At 67.6% G+C, this 16,025-nt stretch carries 17 protein-coding genes and 1 tRNA gene; 8 read left to right on the top strand and 10 right to left on the bottom strand.

Going from position 1 to position 16,025, the window contains the following annotated elements:
* Window positions 1-75: 75 nt before the first annotated feature.
* From argH to ACRYA2_RS07850, 3 genes are all read right to left on the bottom strand, one after another.
* On the bottom strand, window positions 76-1,533 hold the full coding sequence (gene argH, locus ACRYA2_RS07840) for an argininosuccinate lyase (RefSeq protein WP_433626178.1): 1,458 nt from the start codon (window positions 1,531-1,533) through the stop codon (window positions 76-78).
* Window positions 1,526-2,752: an argininosuccinate synthase gene (locus ACRYA2_RS07845; RefSeq protein ID WP_433626181.1), complete on the bottom strand. Its 1,227-nt coding sequence runs from the start codon at window positions 2,750-2,752 to the stop codon at window positions 1,526-1,528. Before ACRYA2_RS07845 ends, argH begins: the two co-directional genes overlap by 8 nt.
* Before the next feature lie 329 nt (window positions 2,753-3,081).
* Window positions 3,082-4,590, bottom strand: coding sequence for a sensor histidine kinase (locus tag ACRYA2_RS07850; protein WP_433626184.1), 1,509 nt, complete (start codon window positions 4,588-4,590; stop codon window positions 3,082-3,084).
* Window positions 4,591-4,787: 197 nt separating this feature from the next.
* Here ACRYA2_RS07850 and ACRYA2_RS07855 point away from each other — a divergent pair, with 197 nt between their 5' ends.
* The gene (locus ACRYA2_RS07855; RefSeq protein ID WP_433626186.1) at window positions 4,788-5,327 is read left to right on the top strand and encodes a 2'-5' RNA ligase family protein; all 540 of its coding nucleotides are present in this window, start codon (window positions 4,788-4,790) and stop codon (window positions 5,325-5,327) included.
* Between the two features lies 1 nt (window position 5,328).
* On the opposite strand, the gene ACRYA2_RS07860 is transcribed toward ACRYA2_RS07855, so the two are convergent.
* The gene (locus tag ACRYA2_RS07860) at window positions 5,329-7,509 is read right to left on the bottom strand and encodes an ATP-dependent DNA helicase (RefSeq protein ID WP_433626189.1); all 2,181 of its coding nucleotides are present in this window, start codon (window positions 7,507-7,509) and stop codon (window positions 5,329-5,331) included.
* A 90-nt stretch (window positions 7,510-7,599) separates the two neighbouring features.
* The gene (locus ACRYA2_RS07865; RefSeq protein ID WP_433626191.1) at window positions 7,600-8,568 is read right to left on the bottom strand and encodes a cation diffusion facilitator family transporter; all 969 of its coding nucleotides are present in this window, start codon (window positions 8,566-8,568) and stop codon (window positions 7,600-7,602) included.
* Window positions 8,569-8,644: 76 nt separating this feature from the next.
* Between ACRYA2_RS07865 and ACRYA2_RS07870 the strand changes: the two genes are divergently transcribed.
* Complete coding sequence (locus tag ACRYA2_RS07870; RefSeq protein WP_433627088.1) at window positions 8,645-9,154, top strand: metallophosphoesterase; 510 nt, start codon at window positions 8,645-8,647, stop codon at window positions 9,152-9,154.
* 109 nt (window positions 9,155-9,263) lie between these two features.
* On the opposite strand, the gene ACRYA2_RS07875 is transcribed toward ACRYA2_RS07870, so the two are convergent.
* The gene (locus ACRYA2_RS07875) at window positions 9,264-9,905 is read right to left on the bottom strand and encodes an ArsR/SmtB family transcription factor (RefSeq protein ID WP_433626194.1); all 642 of its coding nucleotides are present in this window, start codon (window positions 9,903-9,905) and stop codon (window positions 9,264-9,266) included.
* A gap of 137 nt (window positions 9,906-10,042) precedes the next feature.
* Between ACRYA2_RS07875 and ACRYA2_RS07880 the strand changes: the two genes are divergently transcribed.
* Window positions 10,043-10,195 (top strand): DUF7859 family protein, encoded by a 153-nt coding sequence (locus tag ACRYA2_RS07880; protein ID WP_433626196.1) that lies wholly within the window; start codon window positions 10,043-10,045, stop codon window positions 10,193-10,195.
* A 77-nt stretch (window positions 10,196-10,272) separates the two neighbouring features.
* Here the strand turns inward: ACRYA2_RS07880 and ACRYA2_RS07885 are convergent, their stop codons facing one another.
* On the bottom strand, window positions 10,273-11,289 hold the full coding sequence (locus ACRYA2_RS07885; RefSeq protein WP_433626198.1) for a threonine aldolase family protein: 1,017 nt from the start codon (window positions 11,287-11,289) through the stop codon (window positions 10,273-10,275).
* A gap of 114 nt (window positions 11,290-11,403) precedes the next feature.
* Here ACRYA2_RS07885 and ACRYA2_RS07890 point away from each other — a divergent pair, with 114 nt between their 5' ends.
* Together ACRYA2_RS07890 and ACRYA2_RS07895 are read left to right on the top strand one after the other, a co-directional pair.
* Window positions 11,404-12,486: an aminopeptidase gene (locus tag ACRYA2_RS07890; RefSeq protein WP_433626201.1), complete on the top strand. Its 1,083-nt coding sequence runs from the start codon at window positions 11,404-11,406 to the stop codon at window positions 12,484-12,486.
* Between the two features lie 434 nt (window positions 12,487-12,920).
* The gene (locus tag ACRYA2_RS07895; protein ID WP_433626204.1) at window positions 12,921-13,070 is read left to right on the top strand and encodes a hypothetical protein; all 150 of its coding nucleotides are present in this window, start codon (window positions 12,921-12,923) and stop codon (window positions 13,068-13,070) included.
* Between the two features lie 48 nt (window positions 13,071-13,118).
* Here ACRYA2_RS07895 and ACRYA2_RS07900 read toward each other — a convergent pair whose 3' ends face one another.
* The 3 genes from ACRYA2_RS07900 to ACRYA2_RS07910 form a co-directional block, all read right to left on the bottom strand.
* A complete protein-coding gene (locus ACRYA2_RS07900) occupies window positions 13,119-13,289 on the bottom strand; it encodes a hypothetical protein (protein ID WP_433626207.1) in 171 nt (56 codons plus the stop codon).
* A gap of 181 nt (window positions 13,290-13,470) precedes the next feature.
* Window positions 13,471-13,545 (bottom strand) — tRNA-Arg (locus ACRYA2_RS07905).
* A 46-nt stretch (window positions 13,546-13,591) separates the two neighbouring features.
* Entirely contained in the window at window positions 13,592-13,969 is a 378-nt protein-coding gene (locus ACRYA2_RS07910; protein ID WP_433626209.1) for a YccF domain-containing protein, read from the bottom strand.
* Window positions 13,970-14,083: 114 nt separating this feature from the next.
* On the opposite strand from ACRYA2_RS07910, the gene ACRYA2_RS07915 reads away from it, so the two are divergent.
* The 3 genes from ACRYA2_RS07915 to ACRYA2_RS07925 are packed head-to-tail and all read left to right on the top strand — an operon-like array spanning window position 14,084 to window position 15,924.
* The gene (locus tag ACRYA2_RS07915; RefSeq protein WP_113274706.1) at window positions 14,084-14,665 is read left to right on the top strand and encodes an AAA family ATPase; all 582 of its coding nucleotides are present in this window, start codon (window positions 14,084-14,086) and stop codon (window positions 14,663-14,665) included.
* Window positions 14,662-15,075, top strand: a complete 414-nt coding sequence (locus ACRYA2_RS07920) for an RNA-binding domain-containing protein (protein ID WP_433626212.1) — start codon at window positions 14,662-14,664, stop codon at window positions 15,073-15,075. The genes ACRYA2_RS07915 and ACRYA2_RS07920 overlap by 4 nt, the downstream gene beginning before the upstream one ends.
* Window positions 15,076-15,081: 6 nt before the next feature.
* Window positions 15,082-15,924, top strand: coding sequence for an alpha/beta fold hydrolase (locus tag ACRYA2_RS07925; protein WP_433626214.1), 843 nt, complete (start codon window positions 15,082-15,084; stop codon window positions 15,922-15,924).
* Window positions 15,925-16,025 lie beyond the last annotated feature (101 nt).

Here is a 16,025-nt window from a genome sequence, read left to right on the forward strand (position 1 = left end):
TCTCACCGCGCGAAAGCGGACGCCGCGATTCCGGTTCAGCGACAAGTAGGGACCCCACGAGGGGGTCGCGGTGGTTCAGACATAGTCGGTCACCTCCGAGTGGAGCGCGTCGTCCGCGGCCGCGAGCGCGTCGCGCGCCGCCGCGACCGACGATTCGTCGTCCGTCAGTTCCGCCTCGGCCGTCGCGAGCTGTTCCGCCACCGCGTCGGGCGCGGGGCCGCCGGGCGAGTCGCGGCCGGCGACGCTCTCGGCGGGGTCCAGCGCCGCTTCGACGGCCTCGCGGTCGACGTACGCTTCGAGGGGTTCACCGAGCACGTCCTCGGCCGCCGCGTCGAGCGCCGCGTACTCCGGTGCGGCGTCGGCCTCCGACTCGGCGGCGGCCACGGCGACCGTCTCGTGGGCGGTGCGGAACGGCACGCCGTGGCTCGCCAGCAGGTCCGCGACGCCCGTCGCCGTCGAGAACCCCTCGCTCGCGGCGTCGGCGAGCGCGCCCTCGTTCCACGTCGCGGTCGCCACCGCGCCGCCGGCCACGTCGACCGCGTCGGTCACGGCGTCGACCGCGTCCCAGGCGTGGGGCGTCGCACGCTGGAGGTCCCGGTTGTACGCCCGGGGGAGTCCCTTCAGCGTCGTCAGCAGTCCCGACAGGCCGGCGTGGGCGTCGCCCGCCGTCGCGCGCGCCAGTTCCAGCGTGTCGGGGTTCTTCTTCTGGGGCATGATGGACGAGGTGGACGCGTAGTCGTCGTCGAGTTCGACGAACCCGCGGTTCGAGTAGACGACCAGGTCCTCGGCGAGGCCGGAGACGGTCGTCGCCAGCGCCGTCAGCGCCGCGACCGACTCCAGCAGGAAGTCGCGGGCCGACACCGCGTCGGTGGCGTTGTCGACCGTGCCGTCGAACCCGAGCAGGTCCGCGGTGCGCTCGCGGTCGACGTCGAAAGGTGTTCCCGCGAACGCCGCCGCGCCGAGCGGCGACTCGTTCACGCGACCGTAGGCGTCAAGCAGGCGCGCGGCGTCGCGGGCGAGCGCGCGCTCGTAGGACAGCAGGAAGTGGCCGACCGTCGTCGGCTGGGCCGGCTGGAGGTGGGTGTACCCCGGCGCGAGCGTCTCGGCGTGCTCGTCGGCGCGGGCGAGCAGGGCCTCGCGGAGCGCCAGCGTCGCCTCCAGCGCGGAGAGCAGGTCCTCCCGCAGGCGATAGCGTATGCAGGTCGCCACCTCGTCGTTGCGGCTCCGGGCGGTGTGCATCCGACCGCCCTCGGGACCGACCGCCTCGACGACCGCCGTCTCGATGGCGGCGTGGACGTCCTCGCCGTCGGGGAGCGCGTCGTGGCCGTCCGACTCGACCGTATCGAGCGCGGCCAGTATCTCGCCCGCCGTCTCCTCGTCGACGATGCCCTGTTCTGCGAGCATCACGACGTGGGCGCGGTCCACCGCGAGGTCGGCGGCGAAGATGCGTTCGTCGGCGGAGAGCGACGAGAGGAATCCCCGGGCCGGTCCGCCGGCGAAGCGCTCGCCGCGGACGACGTCCTCCTCACTCATCCGTTTCGCCGCCGTCGGTGGCGACGGCCTGCTTCTCCTCGGCCGCCTTCTCGGCCTCGTTCGCCAGGCGCGCCTGGAACCCGTGGTACTTGGCCACGCCCGTCGCGTCGGCCTGTTCGATGCCCTGGACGGTCTCGGTGTTGAACGACGCGGCGGCCTCCGAGTACACCGCGTAGTCGCTCTCGCGGGCCACCGGACGCGCCTGCCCGCCGTCGAACTTCACCGTCACCGTCCCCGTCACCTTCTCCTGCGTCTCGTCGACGAACCCCTCCAGGGCGTCCATCAGCGGATGGGCGAGCAGCCCCTCGTAGGCCTTCTCGGCCCACTGCTGTTCGACCTGCTGTTTGAAGCTGCGCTCCTCTTTCGTCAGGACGAGACCTTCGAGACCCTCGTGAGCCGCGAGGAGGGTCGTGGCGGCGGGGTGTTCGTAGTTCTCGCGCACCTTCAGACCAAGCATGCGGTCCTCCATCATGTCCGTGCGGCCGACGCCGTGCGCCCCCGCCAGTTCGTTCAGTTCCTCGATCAGATCGACGGCGTCTTTCTCCTCGCCGTCGAGCGCGACCGGGTAGCCCTCCTCGAACTCGATTTCGACCAGTTCCGTCTCCGCGCCGGGGGCGTCGGTCCACTCGTAGATGTCCTCCGGCGGGACGTACCCCGGGTCCTCCAGGTTGCCGCCCTCGATGGAGCGACTCCAGAGGTTCGTGTCGATGCTCCAGACGCCCTCGTTGCCGCCCTCGACGGGCAGGTCGTGGTCGTCGGCGTACTCCATCTCCCACTCGCGGGTCAGGCCGAGTTCGCGCACCGGCGCGACTACGTCGAGGTCGGAGCTACGCCAGACGGCTTCGAAGCGCAACTGGTCGTTGCCCTTGCCCGTACAGCCGTGGGCGAGCGCGTCGCAGTCGTGTTCCTCCGCCACGTCGAGGATGGCCTCGGCGATTATCGGACGTGCGAGCGCGGTTCCGAGGGGGTAGCCCTGGTAGGTGGCGTTCGCTTTCACCGAGTCGAGACACTGCTCGGCGAACGCTTCCGTGGCGTCGACGACGTAGTGTTCGAGACCCAGCGCTTCGGCCGTCTCCTCGGCCTCGTCGAACTCCGCTTCCGGCTGGCCGACGTCGACCGTGACGCCGATGACTTCGTCGTAGTCGTACTCCTCTTCGAGGAGCGGGACGCATACCGTGGTGTCGAGTCCGCCCGAGAAGGCGAGTGCAGCGCGTTTCATCGTACACCACCCCACGAGCTACAGCCCCTTAAATTCTTCTAAGAAAAATTAGAAATAAAGTCGTGGAGTAGACTAACGACGAGTTAGTGTCGAATGAGTCCGTACGAAACGAACGTCGGGTCGCGGTGGAATTGGAATTAGTGGGGCAGGGAGAGCCCCGGTCGTCGCGGGGAGAAGGAGACGGACACGCCGCTGGTCGCGAGGGCGACCTCGAACTGGCGCGTCCGCGTCATTGCTACCCTCTTCCGCCGCGCTCCGAATAAAGGCTTTCGGACAGGCAACGTTTGCAGTCGGAGTGCCGACAGTTCCGGCGAGCCGACCCTACACGTCTACGCGACCGCTCCCCGTATCTCGAAGCGTGCACCGCCGGACTCGCTCTCCGTAACGGAGACGGTCCAGTCGTGGGCGTCCGCGATGTGCCGGACGATGGTGAGACCGAGTCCGGTCCCGCCCCCGGTCGAGTAGCCGTGGTCGTACACGTCCTCGCGCTCTCCCGCCGGGATGCCGGGTCCGTCGTCCGCCACGTAGAACCCGCTCCCGTCGTCGAGCGCGCCGACCTCGACGGTCGCGTCGCGGCCGGCGTGTTCGACCGCGTTCCGGAACAGGTTCTCCAGCAGTTGCTGGAGGCGTTCGCCGTCCGCTTCGACCGTCGGGTCGTCCGCCGTCCGGAGGGTCGCGTCTCCCGTCTCCGTGGTCCGCCACGCGTCGGCGGTCGTCTCGGACAGGTCCTGAGGCGTCTTCCGGGCCCGCGCCTCGCCCTCCCGTGCCAGCGTCAGCAGTTTCTCTATCAGCTCCTCGATGCGTCCGTGCGCGTCCCGGACCTGCTCGAAGTCCTGGGCGTCGCCGCTCCTCTCGGCCGCGTTCAGGTACATCTCCGCGATGCTCAGGGGATTGCGCAAATCGTGTGAGAGCACGCTTGCGAAGTCCTCGAGGCGGTCGTTCTGCCGTCGGAGCACCTCGGCGTCTGCGCGCCGTTCCAGTTCGTACTGCAACCACTGCGAGACGAGTTCGACGAACGCCGACTCGCTGTCGGTGAACGACCGCTGGCGCGGCGGCCCGTCGGCGAAACAGAGCGTCCCGTACAGCTCCCCGTCCACGCGAACCTCCGTTCCGATGTAACAGCCGAGTCCGTACGTCTCGTACGCGGGGTCGTCGGACCATCCTTCGGACGCGGCGTCCCGGACGGCCAACGACTCCTCGCTGTCGAGCGTCTTCCGGCAGTACGTCTCCGAGAGGGGAGCCGTCCGGCCCGACTGGAGCAGTTCGTGGGACCCGACCGCGTCGACGATCTCGAACCTGTCGCCGTCGATGCGAGAGACGAATCCGACGTCGACGCCGAGTCGCTCCCTCCCCAGCGTCAGTAGCCGACGTCGCTTCTCCTCGAACGTCAGTTCGGCGTCCGACGCGGTCCGGTACAGCTTCTGCAGGTACGAGTCGTTCCCCCTGCGCTCGGCCGGGTCGCCGTCGTCGCTCGCAACTGCGTTCTCGACCCGGACCGCCAGGAGACCGAGCGGTTCGTCGTCGCTCCGGCAGTCGAGGTACTCCGCCGCTCCGCGTGCGAGCGCCGCCTCGGCGTCGCCGTCGTCCTCTCGCGCCACGAGGACGTACGGGAGGTCGGGTCGGCGCTCCCGAACGGTCGATAGCAGGTCGAGACCGTCGTCCGCGTCGCCGACGACGCAGTCGAACGACTCGTCGTCGAGCAGCGAGAGACCGCGCTCCCGGCGCTCGACCGTCGTCACCGCGAACTCCCCCGAGTCGTCGAGGGGGTCCACGAACCCCTCCCCGTCCGGCCGGTTTCGAAGATACAGTATCCGAACGGAATCGCCGGATGGCTCCATTGACCTATCCGTTTCTCCCGTCGAAGACTGTTAAAAGTAGTTGCCAGCCTGGTTCCCCCTTGCTTTATTCAGCACCGGCCCGGGACGGGCGACCGCTTCACGACACCGCTCGCGTTCGGCGTCGCCGCAGCGGTGGTCGCGGCTGCTCGCGCGGACGACCGGCATCCTCTTGTAGCGCGGTGGTCGACCTCCCGGCAGTGTACAGCCTCAACGTTCCGGTTCCCGGCGCGGTCGAACGCCGCGCCGAGGAGCTTCGCCCCGCGCTGCTCCCGTTCGACGCCGTCCGGGAGCGACGCACGCTCGTCTGCAAGCGACTCGGGGAATCGCCGGTCGGCGGCGGCCGCGCGAGCGAGGCGGCGCGACGTGACGGCGTCGCGCGCCTGCGAGAGCGGGTCCGGTCCGCGCTCGCCGGCGCCCCCGCGTTCGAGGCCCGCGTCGCGAACGTCGACTACTTCGAGCGCCCCGCGAGCGGCGACGCCCCCGTCGTCTACCTCGCCGTCGAAAGTCCTGGTCTCCGGAAGCTGCACCGCCGGCTGTGTTCGACGTTCGACCCCGTCCCCGGCATCGAGGGCGACGACTACGTTCCCCACGTCACGCTGGCCCGGGGCGGCCCCGTCGAGGCCGCCCGTCGACTGGCCGAACGGGAGGTCGAGCCAGTGACCTGGACCGTCGACCGGCTCAGCCTGTGGAACGCGACGTACGACGAGGCGGTCGATGAGTTCCGTCTCCCCGCCTGAACTACGGCGTCGGCGGGTCGCCGGGCCACGCGTCCCGGTCGGTGTAGAAGTTCAGCATGGCGAACTTCAGTTTCTCCGGCGCGACGTCGACCATCTCCTCGCGCTCCTCCGGCGGGAACGTCTCGCGGACGCTGTACTTGCCCATCTCGGAGACGCTCGCGGCGGTGTAGCGCTCGTCGAGCAGCACGCGGACGCCGAACTCCTCGGGCGACCGGATGACGCGGCCGAGCGCCTGCCGGGTCTTCCGTATCGTCGGAATCTCGACGGCGTACTCCCAGCCGGAGTCGTGGGCCGAGCGGTCGGCGAACGCGCGGTCGTAGGCGTCCTGGACGGCCTTCGACCTGTCGTCGAGGTGCGGATACGGGACGCCGACCACGACCACCGTGCGGGCGTCGTCGCCGTCGAAGCTCACTCCCTCCGCGAGGGTCCCCCAGAGCGAGGTGAAGAGGACGGCGTCGTCGTCCGCGGTGAACGACTGGCGCAGGTCGTCGGCCGAGGTGCCGGCCTCGTCGAAGTACAGCGTCGCGTCGAGGTCGGACTCGACGCGGTCGCGGTAGCGCTCCGCCTCCGAGTAACTCGGGAAGAAGACGAGCGTGTTCCCCGCGGTGAACTCGACGGCGTCCCGCAGCGCGTCGGCGATGACCGCCTGCGTCTCCGGGTCCGAGCGTTCGCTGGCGAACAGCGCGGGCGTCCCGACGGCGAACGTCCGGCGGTTCTCCTCGGGGAACTGGAGACCGTAGGCGAGGGTGATGGGGTCTTCGAGGCCGAGCACGTCCCCGAGCACGTCGAACGGTCGCAGCGTCGCGCTCATCAGGACGGTCGCGTACACTTCCGAGAAGAGCTCCTCCGTCACCTCGCGGGGGATGCAGGTGTACAGCTCGGCCCGGCCGTACACCTCGTCGGTCCCCTCATCGCGGCGCACCGACACCACGGGGTACTGGCCGAGTTCGTCCCCCTCGTCGACGAACGACTTGACGAACCGCGCCGCCTGCAGCGTCTGGCACTCCTTACGCGTCGTCGCGTCGCCGTTGCGGTACGCCTCCTCGTACTCCTCGTCGAGGTCACGGCCGAGCGCGAGCGCGTCGTCGAGTTCCGAGTCGAACCCGGGCCCGGTGTACTCCTGCAGGAAGTTCAGGGTGAGGTCGTCGCGCCTGTCGTCGTTGGCGATGGACACGTCCTCCCAGTTCTCGCCGACCTGCTCGCGCTCGCCGAACGAGAACGAGTCCTCGTAGGTCGTCCGGAGCGCGCGCTGGAACGCGGCGAGGACGTTGAACCCCGCGTCGCTCCGGTGGTCGTCGCTCTCCTGTAACTCGTCGAGAGCGCTGTCGACGGTGTTCTCGGTCAGCGTCCGGGTGGCGTGCTCGCGCGCGACGCCCTCGACGTTGTGCGCCTCGTCGAAGATGGTGACGACGTCCTCGGGGTCCCGGCCCAGCCACCGGAAGAACTGCTCGCGGATGGTCGGGTCGAGCAGGTGGTGGTAGTTGCAGACGACGAGGTCGACGCCCTCCATCCCGTCCTTCAGGAGTTCGTAGCCGCAGAGATGGCGCTGTTCGGCGTAGTCGTACACGTCGTCGGGGGTGCGAACGTCGTCGTACAGCCACTGGTAGAACTCCTCGTTGTCCCCCGTGAGGTTGTTGTAGTAGTGCTCGCAGACGTTCGCGTCCTGCAGGTTCTCCAGTTCCTCCTCGACCGCCTCGAGTTCGTCCATGACGGCGCTGCGGGCCTCGGCGGCCTCGTCGTCGCCCTCCTGGGCCCGTTCGAGCAGCTCCGCCTGGCGCTGTTCGAGTTCGCGCACGTCGCGCTCCGAATCGACCACCTCGTAGGTGTTGTCCCGGAGCACCTGACACTCCTGGTAGTCGACGTCGACGTGGCACATCGACCCCTTGCCGCGGAACACGACCGCGCGCAGGGGTTCCTGGTCGTTGACGGCGCGTGCCTCCCGGACGAACTGGCGCATCTGCTGGTGGACGTTGGTCGTGATGACGACCGTCTTGTCCTCCTCGCGTGCGTACTCTAGCGCCGGCACGAGCGACGACAGCGTCTTCCCCGTCCCACACGCCCCTTCGAAGACCACGTCCTGACCGCGAGACAGACCGTTGTAGATGCGGTCCATCGCCTCCCGCTGATTATCGTAGGGGTCGGCGTACGGGAAAAACCGCATGTACTCGCTGGTGGTCGACACGATACCGGGTATTCGCGCCTTAGTTCAAAAATCCTTGCCTATCCGAGAAGTGTCGTTTCGGCGGACGAACTGCGAACGACGACCGCCCAGTCAGCTGGCCGACTTCGACGTCGTCTCCTGGACCTCGGGCTCGATGTAAATCTTCTTGACGTGCTCGTTGGTGGTCATCATCTCGTCCTCGATGTCGGAGATGCGGTCGTCGATATCGCCGGTGTCGAGCGTCGAGTCGAACGCCACGTCGGCGGTGACGATGAGTCGCTTCGGCCCGAAGTAGACGGTCCGGAAGCCGACGACGTCGACGACGCCGTCCCACTCCTCGAGCAGTTTCCGGAGCGGCCGTTCTTCCTCTTTCGGCAGGCTCTCGCCGAGCAGGAGACGCTTGTTCTCCCACGCCAGCGCGACGGCGAAGCCCATCAGCATCAGGCCGATGAGGAACGCGGACGCCGCGTCGTACATCGGGTTCCCGGTCGTTCGCGAGAGGTAGACGCCGAGGAGCGCGATGCCGGCGCCGCTCAGCGCGATGGCGTCCTCGGTGAGCGCGGTCAGCGTCGTCACGTTGCTGGTCTTGCGGAACGCCTCGCGGAAGCCGCTCCAGTTCCGGCGTTCTATCTCTCCTTTCATCGCGCGGTACGCCTTCATGAACGCGTAGGTCTCGAACAGTATCGCGGCGACGAGCACGGCGTAGTTGACGTAGACGGGAGCGAACGTGACCCCGAGCAGCGTCACGGGGTCGAGCTGCTCCGTGTGGGGGTGCATCAGCGCGTCGTACCCGTGTTTCGCGCTCTCCCAGCCGGCGATGCCGAAGAGGAGAACGCTCACGAGGAAGCTGTAGAAGAACTGTGCCTTGCCGTATCCGAACGGATGTCCGCGGGTGGCCTCGCGCTTGCCGTACCGGATGCCGATGAGGAGGAAAATCTGGTTGCCGGTGTCGGAGATGGAGTGATACGTCTCCGAGAGCATCGCAGCGCTTCCGGTCAGCAGGAACCCGACGAACTTCAGCACCGCTATCGCCCCGTTGGCGAAGAGGGCGGCGATGACGACCGATTTGCTCTCTGCCATTACTCGAATCCCTCCCGGAGAGAGTAAAGAAGTTGTGACGGAAAAACACTCGACCGTGCAGTGCGTACGGTCGCCCGTGATTACAGTCGTCTCCGACACCCACAGCACGTCCGGCCACGAACTGTCCGGGCGACCCCTCGACGCGGTCAGGGAGGCCGACCTCGTCGTCCACGCGGGCGACTTCACGACCGAAGCCGCGCTCGACGCGTTCGACGCCGCGAGCGAGCGGTTGATCGCCGTTCACGGCAACAACGCGACGGCGGGCGTCCGCGAGCGACTGCCGTCGGCGCAGTCGTTCGAGGTGGACGGCGTCCGGTTCGCGCTCACCCACCGCGAGGAGGGCGGTAGCGTGGGGTTAGAGCTGTTCGGTCGTCAGCGCGGTGCGGACGTCGTCGTGTTCGGTCACTCGCACCGTCACGCCGTTCGAGACACTGGAGAGGTGACGCTTCTGAATCCGGGCAGTCACGCCCGGCCGCGTGGAAACCTTCCGACGCACGCCGAACTTCGACCCGACGGCGAGGCGCTGGCGGGGCAGGTTCAGACCCGGGACGGGTCGCTCGTCGAGGAGTTCCGCGTCGAAAGGTAAGGAAAGCCAATGGTGGTGTTTTCGGCGGAGGGCCGAAGCGGGGCGGCCACACCCTCCCCTACGATGGGCTGTATCAAGTAGTCTCGGTAAGCTCAAAAACGCGTTTTAGTTACCGGTTGCGCAGGTACCACCAGGTGGCGCCGAGCGCGAGAACGAGCGCACCCCCGGCGAAAAAGAGCAGTCCCGGCGGAAGCGTGGTCGCCGCGGTCTCGGCGGTCTGCTGTGCGGCGTCCTGCGACGTCGCTTCCATCGTCCCCATCGTCCCGGCCCCTCCGCCGCTCTCCGCGGGCTCCGGGCCGAGTCCGAACAGGTGTTCCTGGAACGCGTACTGCACGGCGGCGCTGACCGCGCCCAGCGCGACCACGATTCCGAGAACGCGCGAGAGAGCGTCTTTCAGTCCGGTCGTCTGCTCTTCCCGTCCGGCGAAGAGGACGAGCGGCTGGTCGGTCGGAGCGTACACCTTCATCTCGCGGCCCTTCTCCGAGTAGATGGTGTCGACTGACTCGATGAGGTCGGCCTCTTCCAAGTTGCCGAGGTGGTACTGGGCGTTCTGGAGCGACGTATCGACTCGCTCGGAGAGTTCCGACGCCGTGGCGGGGTCGTCGTGAAGTTCCGACAGGAGGGTCCGGGCCGTGTCGGACGAGAGCGCACCGAGCAGGTCGTCGGCGTCGTCGCTGTCGACACCGAGGACGCGCGGATCACCGCCCTGTGTCGGTTCGGCGTCCGAACTGGAGGGCAAGAGGTCTGCCATAGACGGGTCTATACGACCGCCAACCAATCAACTTTGTCACTATCCGCCGGAAAAACGTTGTGGCGGGAACGGCGAACCCCCGCCGGGACGCGTGAGTACCCGAAACGACTTTGGTCCGCCGACTGATACTCCGACGTATGACCCCCCTCGGACTCTTCGGCGACCTCCTTCAGGACCCGGTGTTCGTCGGCCTCCTGGTCGTCCTGCTGGCGTTCGTCTTCTTCATCTACCTGTTCGTTCGCCGCACCATCACCGGATTCCAGGAAGGCATCAACAAGGGCCAGCGCTGAGGGTACTCGTCCCGCCCGATTCGTCGGTTCGGACGCCGACGGATTCACCGGGGTAGCACCGATCGAACCGTCGTTCGTTAGAGCGCGTCCCGTATCCGCTCGGCGGCCGCCTCGACGTCTTCGCGGTCGACGTCCCAGTGCGTACAGAAGCGGGCGACGTGCGCGTCGAACTGCGTCCCGAGCACGCCGGCGTCCTCGCAGTCGTCGAGGAACGCGTCGGCGGTCCTGCCCGCGCTCTCGGTGCTGACGAGGACGATATTCGTCTCCGGCGGCTGGACGGCCAGACCGTCCACGTCGGCGAGTTCCTCGGCGAGCACCCGGGCGTTGTCGTGGTCATCGGCGAGGCGGTCGACGTTGTCCAGCGCGAGCAGGCCCGGCGCGGCGACCATCCCGGCCTGACGCATCCCGCCGCCGAACAGCTTCCGGGTCCGGCGCGCACAGGCGACGAACTCCTCGGTCCCGGCGAGCATCGACCCGACCGGCGCGCCCAGTCCCTTCGAGAGACAGAACATCACCGAGTCGACCTGCTCGGTGAACCGGGAGACGGGAACGTCACGAGCGACCGCGGCGTTGCAGACGCGCGCACCGTCGAGGTGGACCGGGACGCCGAGGTCGTGGGCCGCCTCGGCGGCGGCGTCGATCTTCTCCGGCGCGATGGCGACGCCGCCCTTGCTGTTGTGGGTGTTCTCCAGCGTCAGCAGACCGGTCCCGGGACGGTGGGCGTCCTCCTCGACGTACCCCTCGCGGACCTGTTCGGGCGTCGGCACGCCGCGGCTTCCGCCGTCGAGCGTGCGCACCTGGAGGGCGGCGTGCTGGGCGAGGCCGCCGAGTTCCCACTTGTAGACGTGGCTCTCGCGCTCGACCAGGACCTCCTGGCCGCGCTCGGTGTGGACGCGCGCGGCGACCTGGTTGCCCATCGTCCCGGTCGGCACGTAGAGGGCGTCTTCAGTGCCGACGAGGTCGGCCGCCCGCGCTTCGAGTTCGTTCACCGACGGGTCCTCGCCGTACACGTCGTCGCCGACGTCGGCGTCGCGGGCCGCGTCGCGCATCGCCTCGTTCGGCGTCGTCACCGTGTCGCTCCGGAGGTCTATCATGCATCGCTCTTTAGCGCGCCTGGTCAAATAACCGTGGGACGACGCCGAACCGAACGCGGAATCTCGGAGACCGACATCGAAAGCGGTTTTCGTGGGGTGGCAATATCTGCCACTATGGACGAACGCGTTCGGGAACATGCCGAAATAATCGTCAATCACTCGCTGGACGTCGAACCCGGCGACGCCGTCGTCGTTCGCGCACCCTCGGTCGCGGACGAACTGGCAGTCACGGTCAGCGAACTGCTGGGCGAGCGCGGAGCCTACCCCCTCGTGATGTCCGGTCGCCGCGACGCGAAGCAGGCGGCATTCCTCGCGGCCGCCGACCCCGCCGACCTCGACACGCCCGACCACGAGCAGGCGCTGTTCGACGCCGCCGACGCCGTGCTCCACGTCCGGGCGCACGCGAACGCCTCCGAGATGAGCGACGTGGACGCGGACACCCACGCGGCGTACAATCAGGCCTACCAGCCCATCCAGCAGGAGATTCTCTCGAAGCGCTGGTGTCTCACCCAGCATCCTTCCCCCGGGAGCGCGCAACTCGCCGAGATGAGTTCGCGCTCGTACGCCGACTTCGTCTACGGTGCGATGAACAAGGACTGGGAGGAACAGCGCGAACACCAGGAGCAGATGGTCGAGATACTCGACCCTGCGGAGGAGGTCCGCATCGTCTCCGGGGACACCACCGACCTCCGGATGAGCGTCGCGGACATGAAGACCATCAACGACCACGGGAAGAACAACCTGCCGGGCGGCGAGGTGTTCACCGCACCCGTCCCCGACTCCGTCGAGGGCGAGGTCCTGTTCGACAAACCGCTCGTCCACCAGGGACAGATCGTCGAGGACGTTCGCCTGGAGTTCGAGGGCGGCGAGGTCGTCGACTACGAGGCCGGGAAGAACGAGGACGTGCTCACCGGCGTGCTCGAGACGGACGAGGGCGCGCGCCGCCTCGGCGAACTCGGCATCGGGATGAACCGCGACATCGACCGGTTCACCTACAACATGCTGTTCGACGAGAAGATGGGCGACACCGTCCACCTCGCCGTCGGGATGGCGTACGACATCTGCGTGCCGGACGACCGCGAACCGAACGACAGCGCGGTCCACGTCGACATGATCGTCGACATGAGCGAGGACTCGCTCATCGAGGTCGACGGCGAGGTCGTCCAGCGTGACGGCACCTTCCGGTTCGAGGAGTAACGGTCCGAACTGGCCGTGAGTGACCGAGAGAAGCGAGGGAGCGAGCGGGGCGTTTTTGGTCCAGCTTTTTGCGAGGAGTGGTGGGCGAATGAAGTGAGCCCACCCGACGAAGTAAAAAGGTGGGACGCGGACGTTCCGGTTCGAGGAGTAACGGTCCGAACTGGCCGCGAGCGATACGAGTCACTCGAAGAGTGGCTCGGAACACGCGAACGGCATCGCCGTGAGCGAAACGATGGGGACGTTCGTACGCAGGCCGTCCAGCGCGATGCACGGTCGGACCTTCCTATAAAAGCCCTTCTCGGACGTGCTCATTCGGATGATATAAGCTGGAATTAGCCACTGCTATCTTAAACGCAATCGCGCGCCAGGACAGGGTATTATATAATACTTGTGGCCCCTGTGATTTAAGTGGGTGCGATTGTATAGCTGGAAACGTGTCGAAGGTAGCCTGTCCACAGTGCAGTCGTAATATCGCGCTCCACGAACTGGAAACCAAGACGGTCGCGCAGTCCAGCGGGTTCTCGACGAACTACCGCTGTCCGTTCTGCCGGACCGACATCCAGAACGTCGCGGAGCAGCTGTAGGTTCGCGACCGGTCGGTCCTCGCCGGCGACGAGGTGACCGCGCGCCCGTCAGCGAAGGTGCGTGAGTACCCTCGCGAGAAACCGGGACAGGAGTCGGGCGCGAAGTCGTTCACCGTCGACTCGCGTCGGGCGGCAGTCGCCGAGCCGCGAGTGTTCCTCGCGAGCCCAGTCGAGCGTCGCGACGCTGTACCGCGCTTCCGGAATCGACCGCCGAGTCATGCGTCCAGGGAGCAACGGCTCGTTGAAAAGGATTCCCGTCCGCGTCGCCGCACGGTAATCCGACGTTACGACTCGTCGAGCGACGACGCCACTCCCTCCGGTCGCCGTGCGGGCCTGCGGCTGGCAGGGTTCGAGTCCGTCGAGAACGCTCGCTACGCCTAGCTGTAGTGCGGCGAGTGCACGGGCACGATGGGATTTGAACCCACGGCCGTCGGATTAGAAGTCCGACGCTCTATCCGGACTGAGCTACGTGCCCTCGTCGTCCCATTCACGACGATTCGTCATAAGGAATGGGATTCCCGCTACCCGTCGAATCGATACAGAGACGTGACGTACGGGAGCCGATTGAACATCCAGTACGCGACCGGAAGTCCGACGATGGTCACCGCGAGGACGGCGGCGACGTTCGCCCAGAGCCAGCTCAGCCACCAGCCGACGAGGACGAAGTACACCGCCCGGACGACCAGGGACCGCTGGCCCCGTCCCGACCCGGGTTCGAGGCGGGAGCGAGGCTCCTTCAGCGTGAGCACGGTCGGCACCAGGTTGATGAGCTTGATGCCCACCGGCAGGAGGAGTACGGTGGCGTTCAGCGCCCACGCGACGTTGACGAGAATCGGGGTCGCCCACCAGCCGACGAGGAGGAACCAGGCGGCCCGGACGAACAGCGGACGTTGACCCATGTCGTCCCCCAAAGCGGCGACGGAACGAAAACCCGTCGCTACTGGCGGCGCTCCGGACCGCTCCAGTGTACCATAGCACAGCGCTTAAGCAGGGTTCGCGTGAACGAAACAACGATGAGAGTCATCGGGACCGTCGGCTTGCCGGGAAGCGGCAAGGGAGAAGCCGCGGCCGTCGCCGAGGAGCAGGACGTCCCCGTCGTCACGATGGGGGACGTCATCCGGGAAGCGTGCCGCGAGCGCGGCCTCGACCCGGCGGAACACCACGGCGCCATCGCCAAGAAACTCCGCGAAGAAGACGGACCGGACGCCATCGCCCAGCGGTCGCTACCGCGCATCGAGGACGCGCTGGAGGAGTCCGGGACGGTGCTCGTCGACGGCATCCGCTCCGGCGTCGAGGTCGAACGCTTCGAGCAGGCGTTCGGGGACGCGTTCTCGCTCGTCAGCATCGAAGCGCCGTTCGAGTTGCGAGCCGAGCGCCTCGGCGAACGCGGCCGCGACACCAGCGACGCGGACGTCGAGCGTCTCCGGGAGCGCGACGAGCGCGAACTCGGGTTCGGTCTCGACCGCGCGATGGAGCGGGCCGACGCGACCATCGACAACAGCGGGTCGCTCGAAGCGTTCCGCGAACAGGTCCGGGCGCTGTTCGACGACGGCGTCGCGGGACTCGAACGCGTCCAGGCGGCAGAACAAGCATGATTTACAGCATCGACGTCCAGATTACGGCCCCGGTGCGTGACACCGAGGTCCCCGACCGCATCGCCGACGCCATCACGAACGTCTTCCCCGACGCAGACGTGGAGGAGGGCCACGGCGAGATAGTCGCCGAGACCCACAGCGTCGAGCACTTCTCGGAACTGCTCCACCGCCAGGAGATACTCGACACCGCCCGCGGGGAGTTCTTCTCGGACCGCCGCGGCGACACTATCTCGTTCTCGCTGAAGAAGCAGGCCGCCTTCCAGGAGGTCGTCAACTTCGCGGTCGGCAACCCCGACGAACTCGGCGATATCCACGTCCGGATTCGGGTGACGGAGCCGACCGTCGAGGAGTTCGTCGACCACGTCGCTCCGCCAACGGAGGACGGCAAGCCCGTCACCGACGACTCCTGACGAACCATGCCGACAGCCCACAATGGAGACGTCGAACTCTACTACGAGACCGAGGGACCGTCCGACCGCGAGACGGTCGCGTTCGTCGAGGACGTCGGCTACGGCGCGTGGCAGTGGGGCTGGCAGCACGCCGCCGTCGCCGGGCCGTTCGAGTCGCTGGTCTGGGACAACCGCGGGACCGGACGCTCGGACGCGCCGCCCAGCGAACCCCGGCGAACCGACTCCGGTTCGGAGACGCCGGGACCGTACGACGTCGAGACGATGGCGGCCGACCTCGAAGCCGTGCTGTCGGCCCACGGCGCGCGGAAAGCGCACGTCGTCGGCGCGGGTCTGGGCGGGATGGTCGCGCTCCAGTACGCCCTCGACCACTCCCGCGCGCGGACGCTGACCCTGCTCGGCACGTCGCCCGGCGGTCCGCGAGCGCGACCGACGCCGACGGACGTGCGCGAGCAACTGTTGGTTTCGGAGAAATCTCGCGACGAACTCCGCGAGTCGCTGCGCCCTGCGATGAGCGAGGCGTTCTTCGCCGCCGACCCCGAGGAAGTCGTGGAGTGGCGACTGGCAGAGGACGCCGGTCCGGCCGCCCAGCGAGCGCAGTTCGCGGCGATGGACGCCTTCGACGCCAGCGACCACCTGTACGAGATTACCGTTCCGGCGCTGGTGCTCCACGGCACCGCCGACCGCGTCGTCCCGGTTGAGAACGGGCGCTCGCTCGTGGAGAACCTTCCACGGGGCGAACTCCGGGAGTTCGAGGACGGCTCGCACCTCTTCTTCCTCGAACGGTCGAAGGACGTCAACGACGAACTGCTCGGCTTCCTCGACGAACACGCCGAGCAGGACCTGGAGTGACCGCGCCGTCCCGCGGTCGACGCGCGGTTTCGTGGACGAACGTCCGGTCGAGCGAGCGGCGCGACGATACCGTAACGATGCCTTTAAACGCCGCGGAAGGG

This window comes from Halomicrococcus pelagicus (assembly GCF_050954125.1).

What these genes read in the sequence shown, in the direction of transcription:
- argH (WP_433626178.1), bottom strand. Translation starts at nt 1,533, where the DNA reads ATGAGTGAGGAGGACGTCGTCCGCGGCGAGCGCTTCGCCGGCGGACCG.
- ACRYA2_RS07845 (WP_433626181.1), bottom strand. Translation starts at nt 2,752, where the DNA reads ATGAAACGCGCTGCACTCGCCTTCTCGGGCGGACTCGACACCACGGTA.
- ACRYA2_RS07850 (WP_433626184.1), bottom strand. Translation starts at nt 4,590, where the DNA reads ATGGAGCCATCCGGCGATTCCGTTCGGATACTGTATCTTCGAAACCGG.
- ACRYA2_RS07865 (WP_433626191.1), bottom strand. Translation starts at nt 8,568, where the DNA reads ATGGCAGAGAGCAAATCGGTCGTCATCGCCGCCCTCTTCGCCAACGGG.
- ACRYA2_RS07875 (WP_433626194.1), bottom strand. Translation starts at nt 9,905, where the DNA reads ATGGCAGACCTCTTGCCCTCCAGTTCGGACGCCGAACCGACACAGGGC.
- ACRYA2_RS07880 (WP_433626196.1), top strand. Translation starts at nt 10,043, where the DNA reads ATGACCCCCCTCGGACTCTTCGGCGACCTCCTTCAGGACCCGGTGTTC.
- ACRYA2_RS07885 (WP_433626198.1), bottom strand. Translation starts at nt 11,289, where the DNA reads ATGATAGACCTCCGGAGCGACACGGTGACGACGCCGAACGAGGCGATG.
- ACRYA2_RS07890 (WP_433626201.1), top strand. Translation starts at nt 11,404, where the DNA reads ATGGACGAACGCGTTCGGGAACATGCCGAAATAATCGTCAATCACTCG.
- ACRYA2_RS07900 (WP_433626207.1), bottom strand. Translation starts at nt 13,289, where the DNA reads ATGACTCGGCGGTCGATTCCGGAAGCGCGGTACAGCGTCGCGACGCTC.
- ACRYA2_RS07910 (WP_433626209.1), bottom strand. Translation starts at nt 13,969, where the DNA reads ATGGGTCAACGTCCGCTGTTCGTCCGGGCCGCCTGGTTCCTCCTCGTC.
- ACRYA2_RS07915 (WP_113274706.1), top strand. Translation starts at nt 14,084, where the DNA reads ATGAGAGTCATCGGGACCGTCGGCTTGCCGGGAAGCGGCAAGGGAGAA.
- ACRYA2_RS07920 (WP_433626212.1), top strand. Translation starts at nt 14,662, where the DNA reads ATGATTTACAGCATCGACGTCCAGATTACGGCCCCGGTGCGTGACACC.
- ACRYA2_RS07925 (WP_433626214.1), top strand. Translation starts at nt 15,082, where the DNA reads ATGCCGACAGCCCACAATGGAGACGTCGAACTCTACTACGAGACCGAG.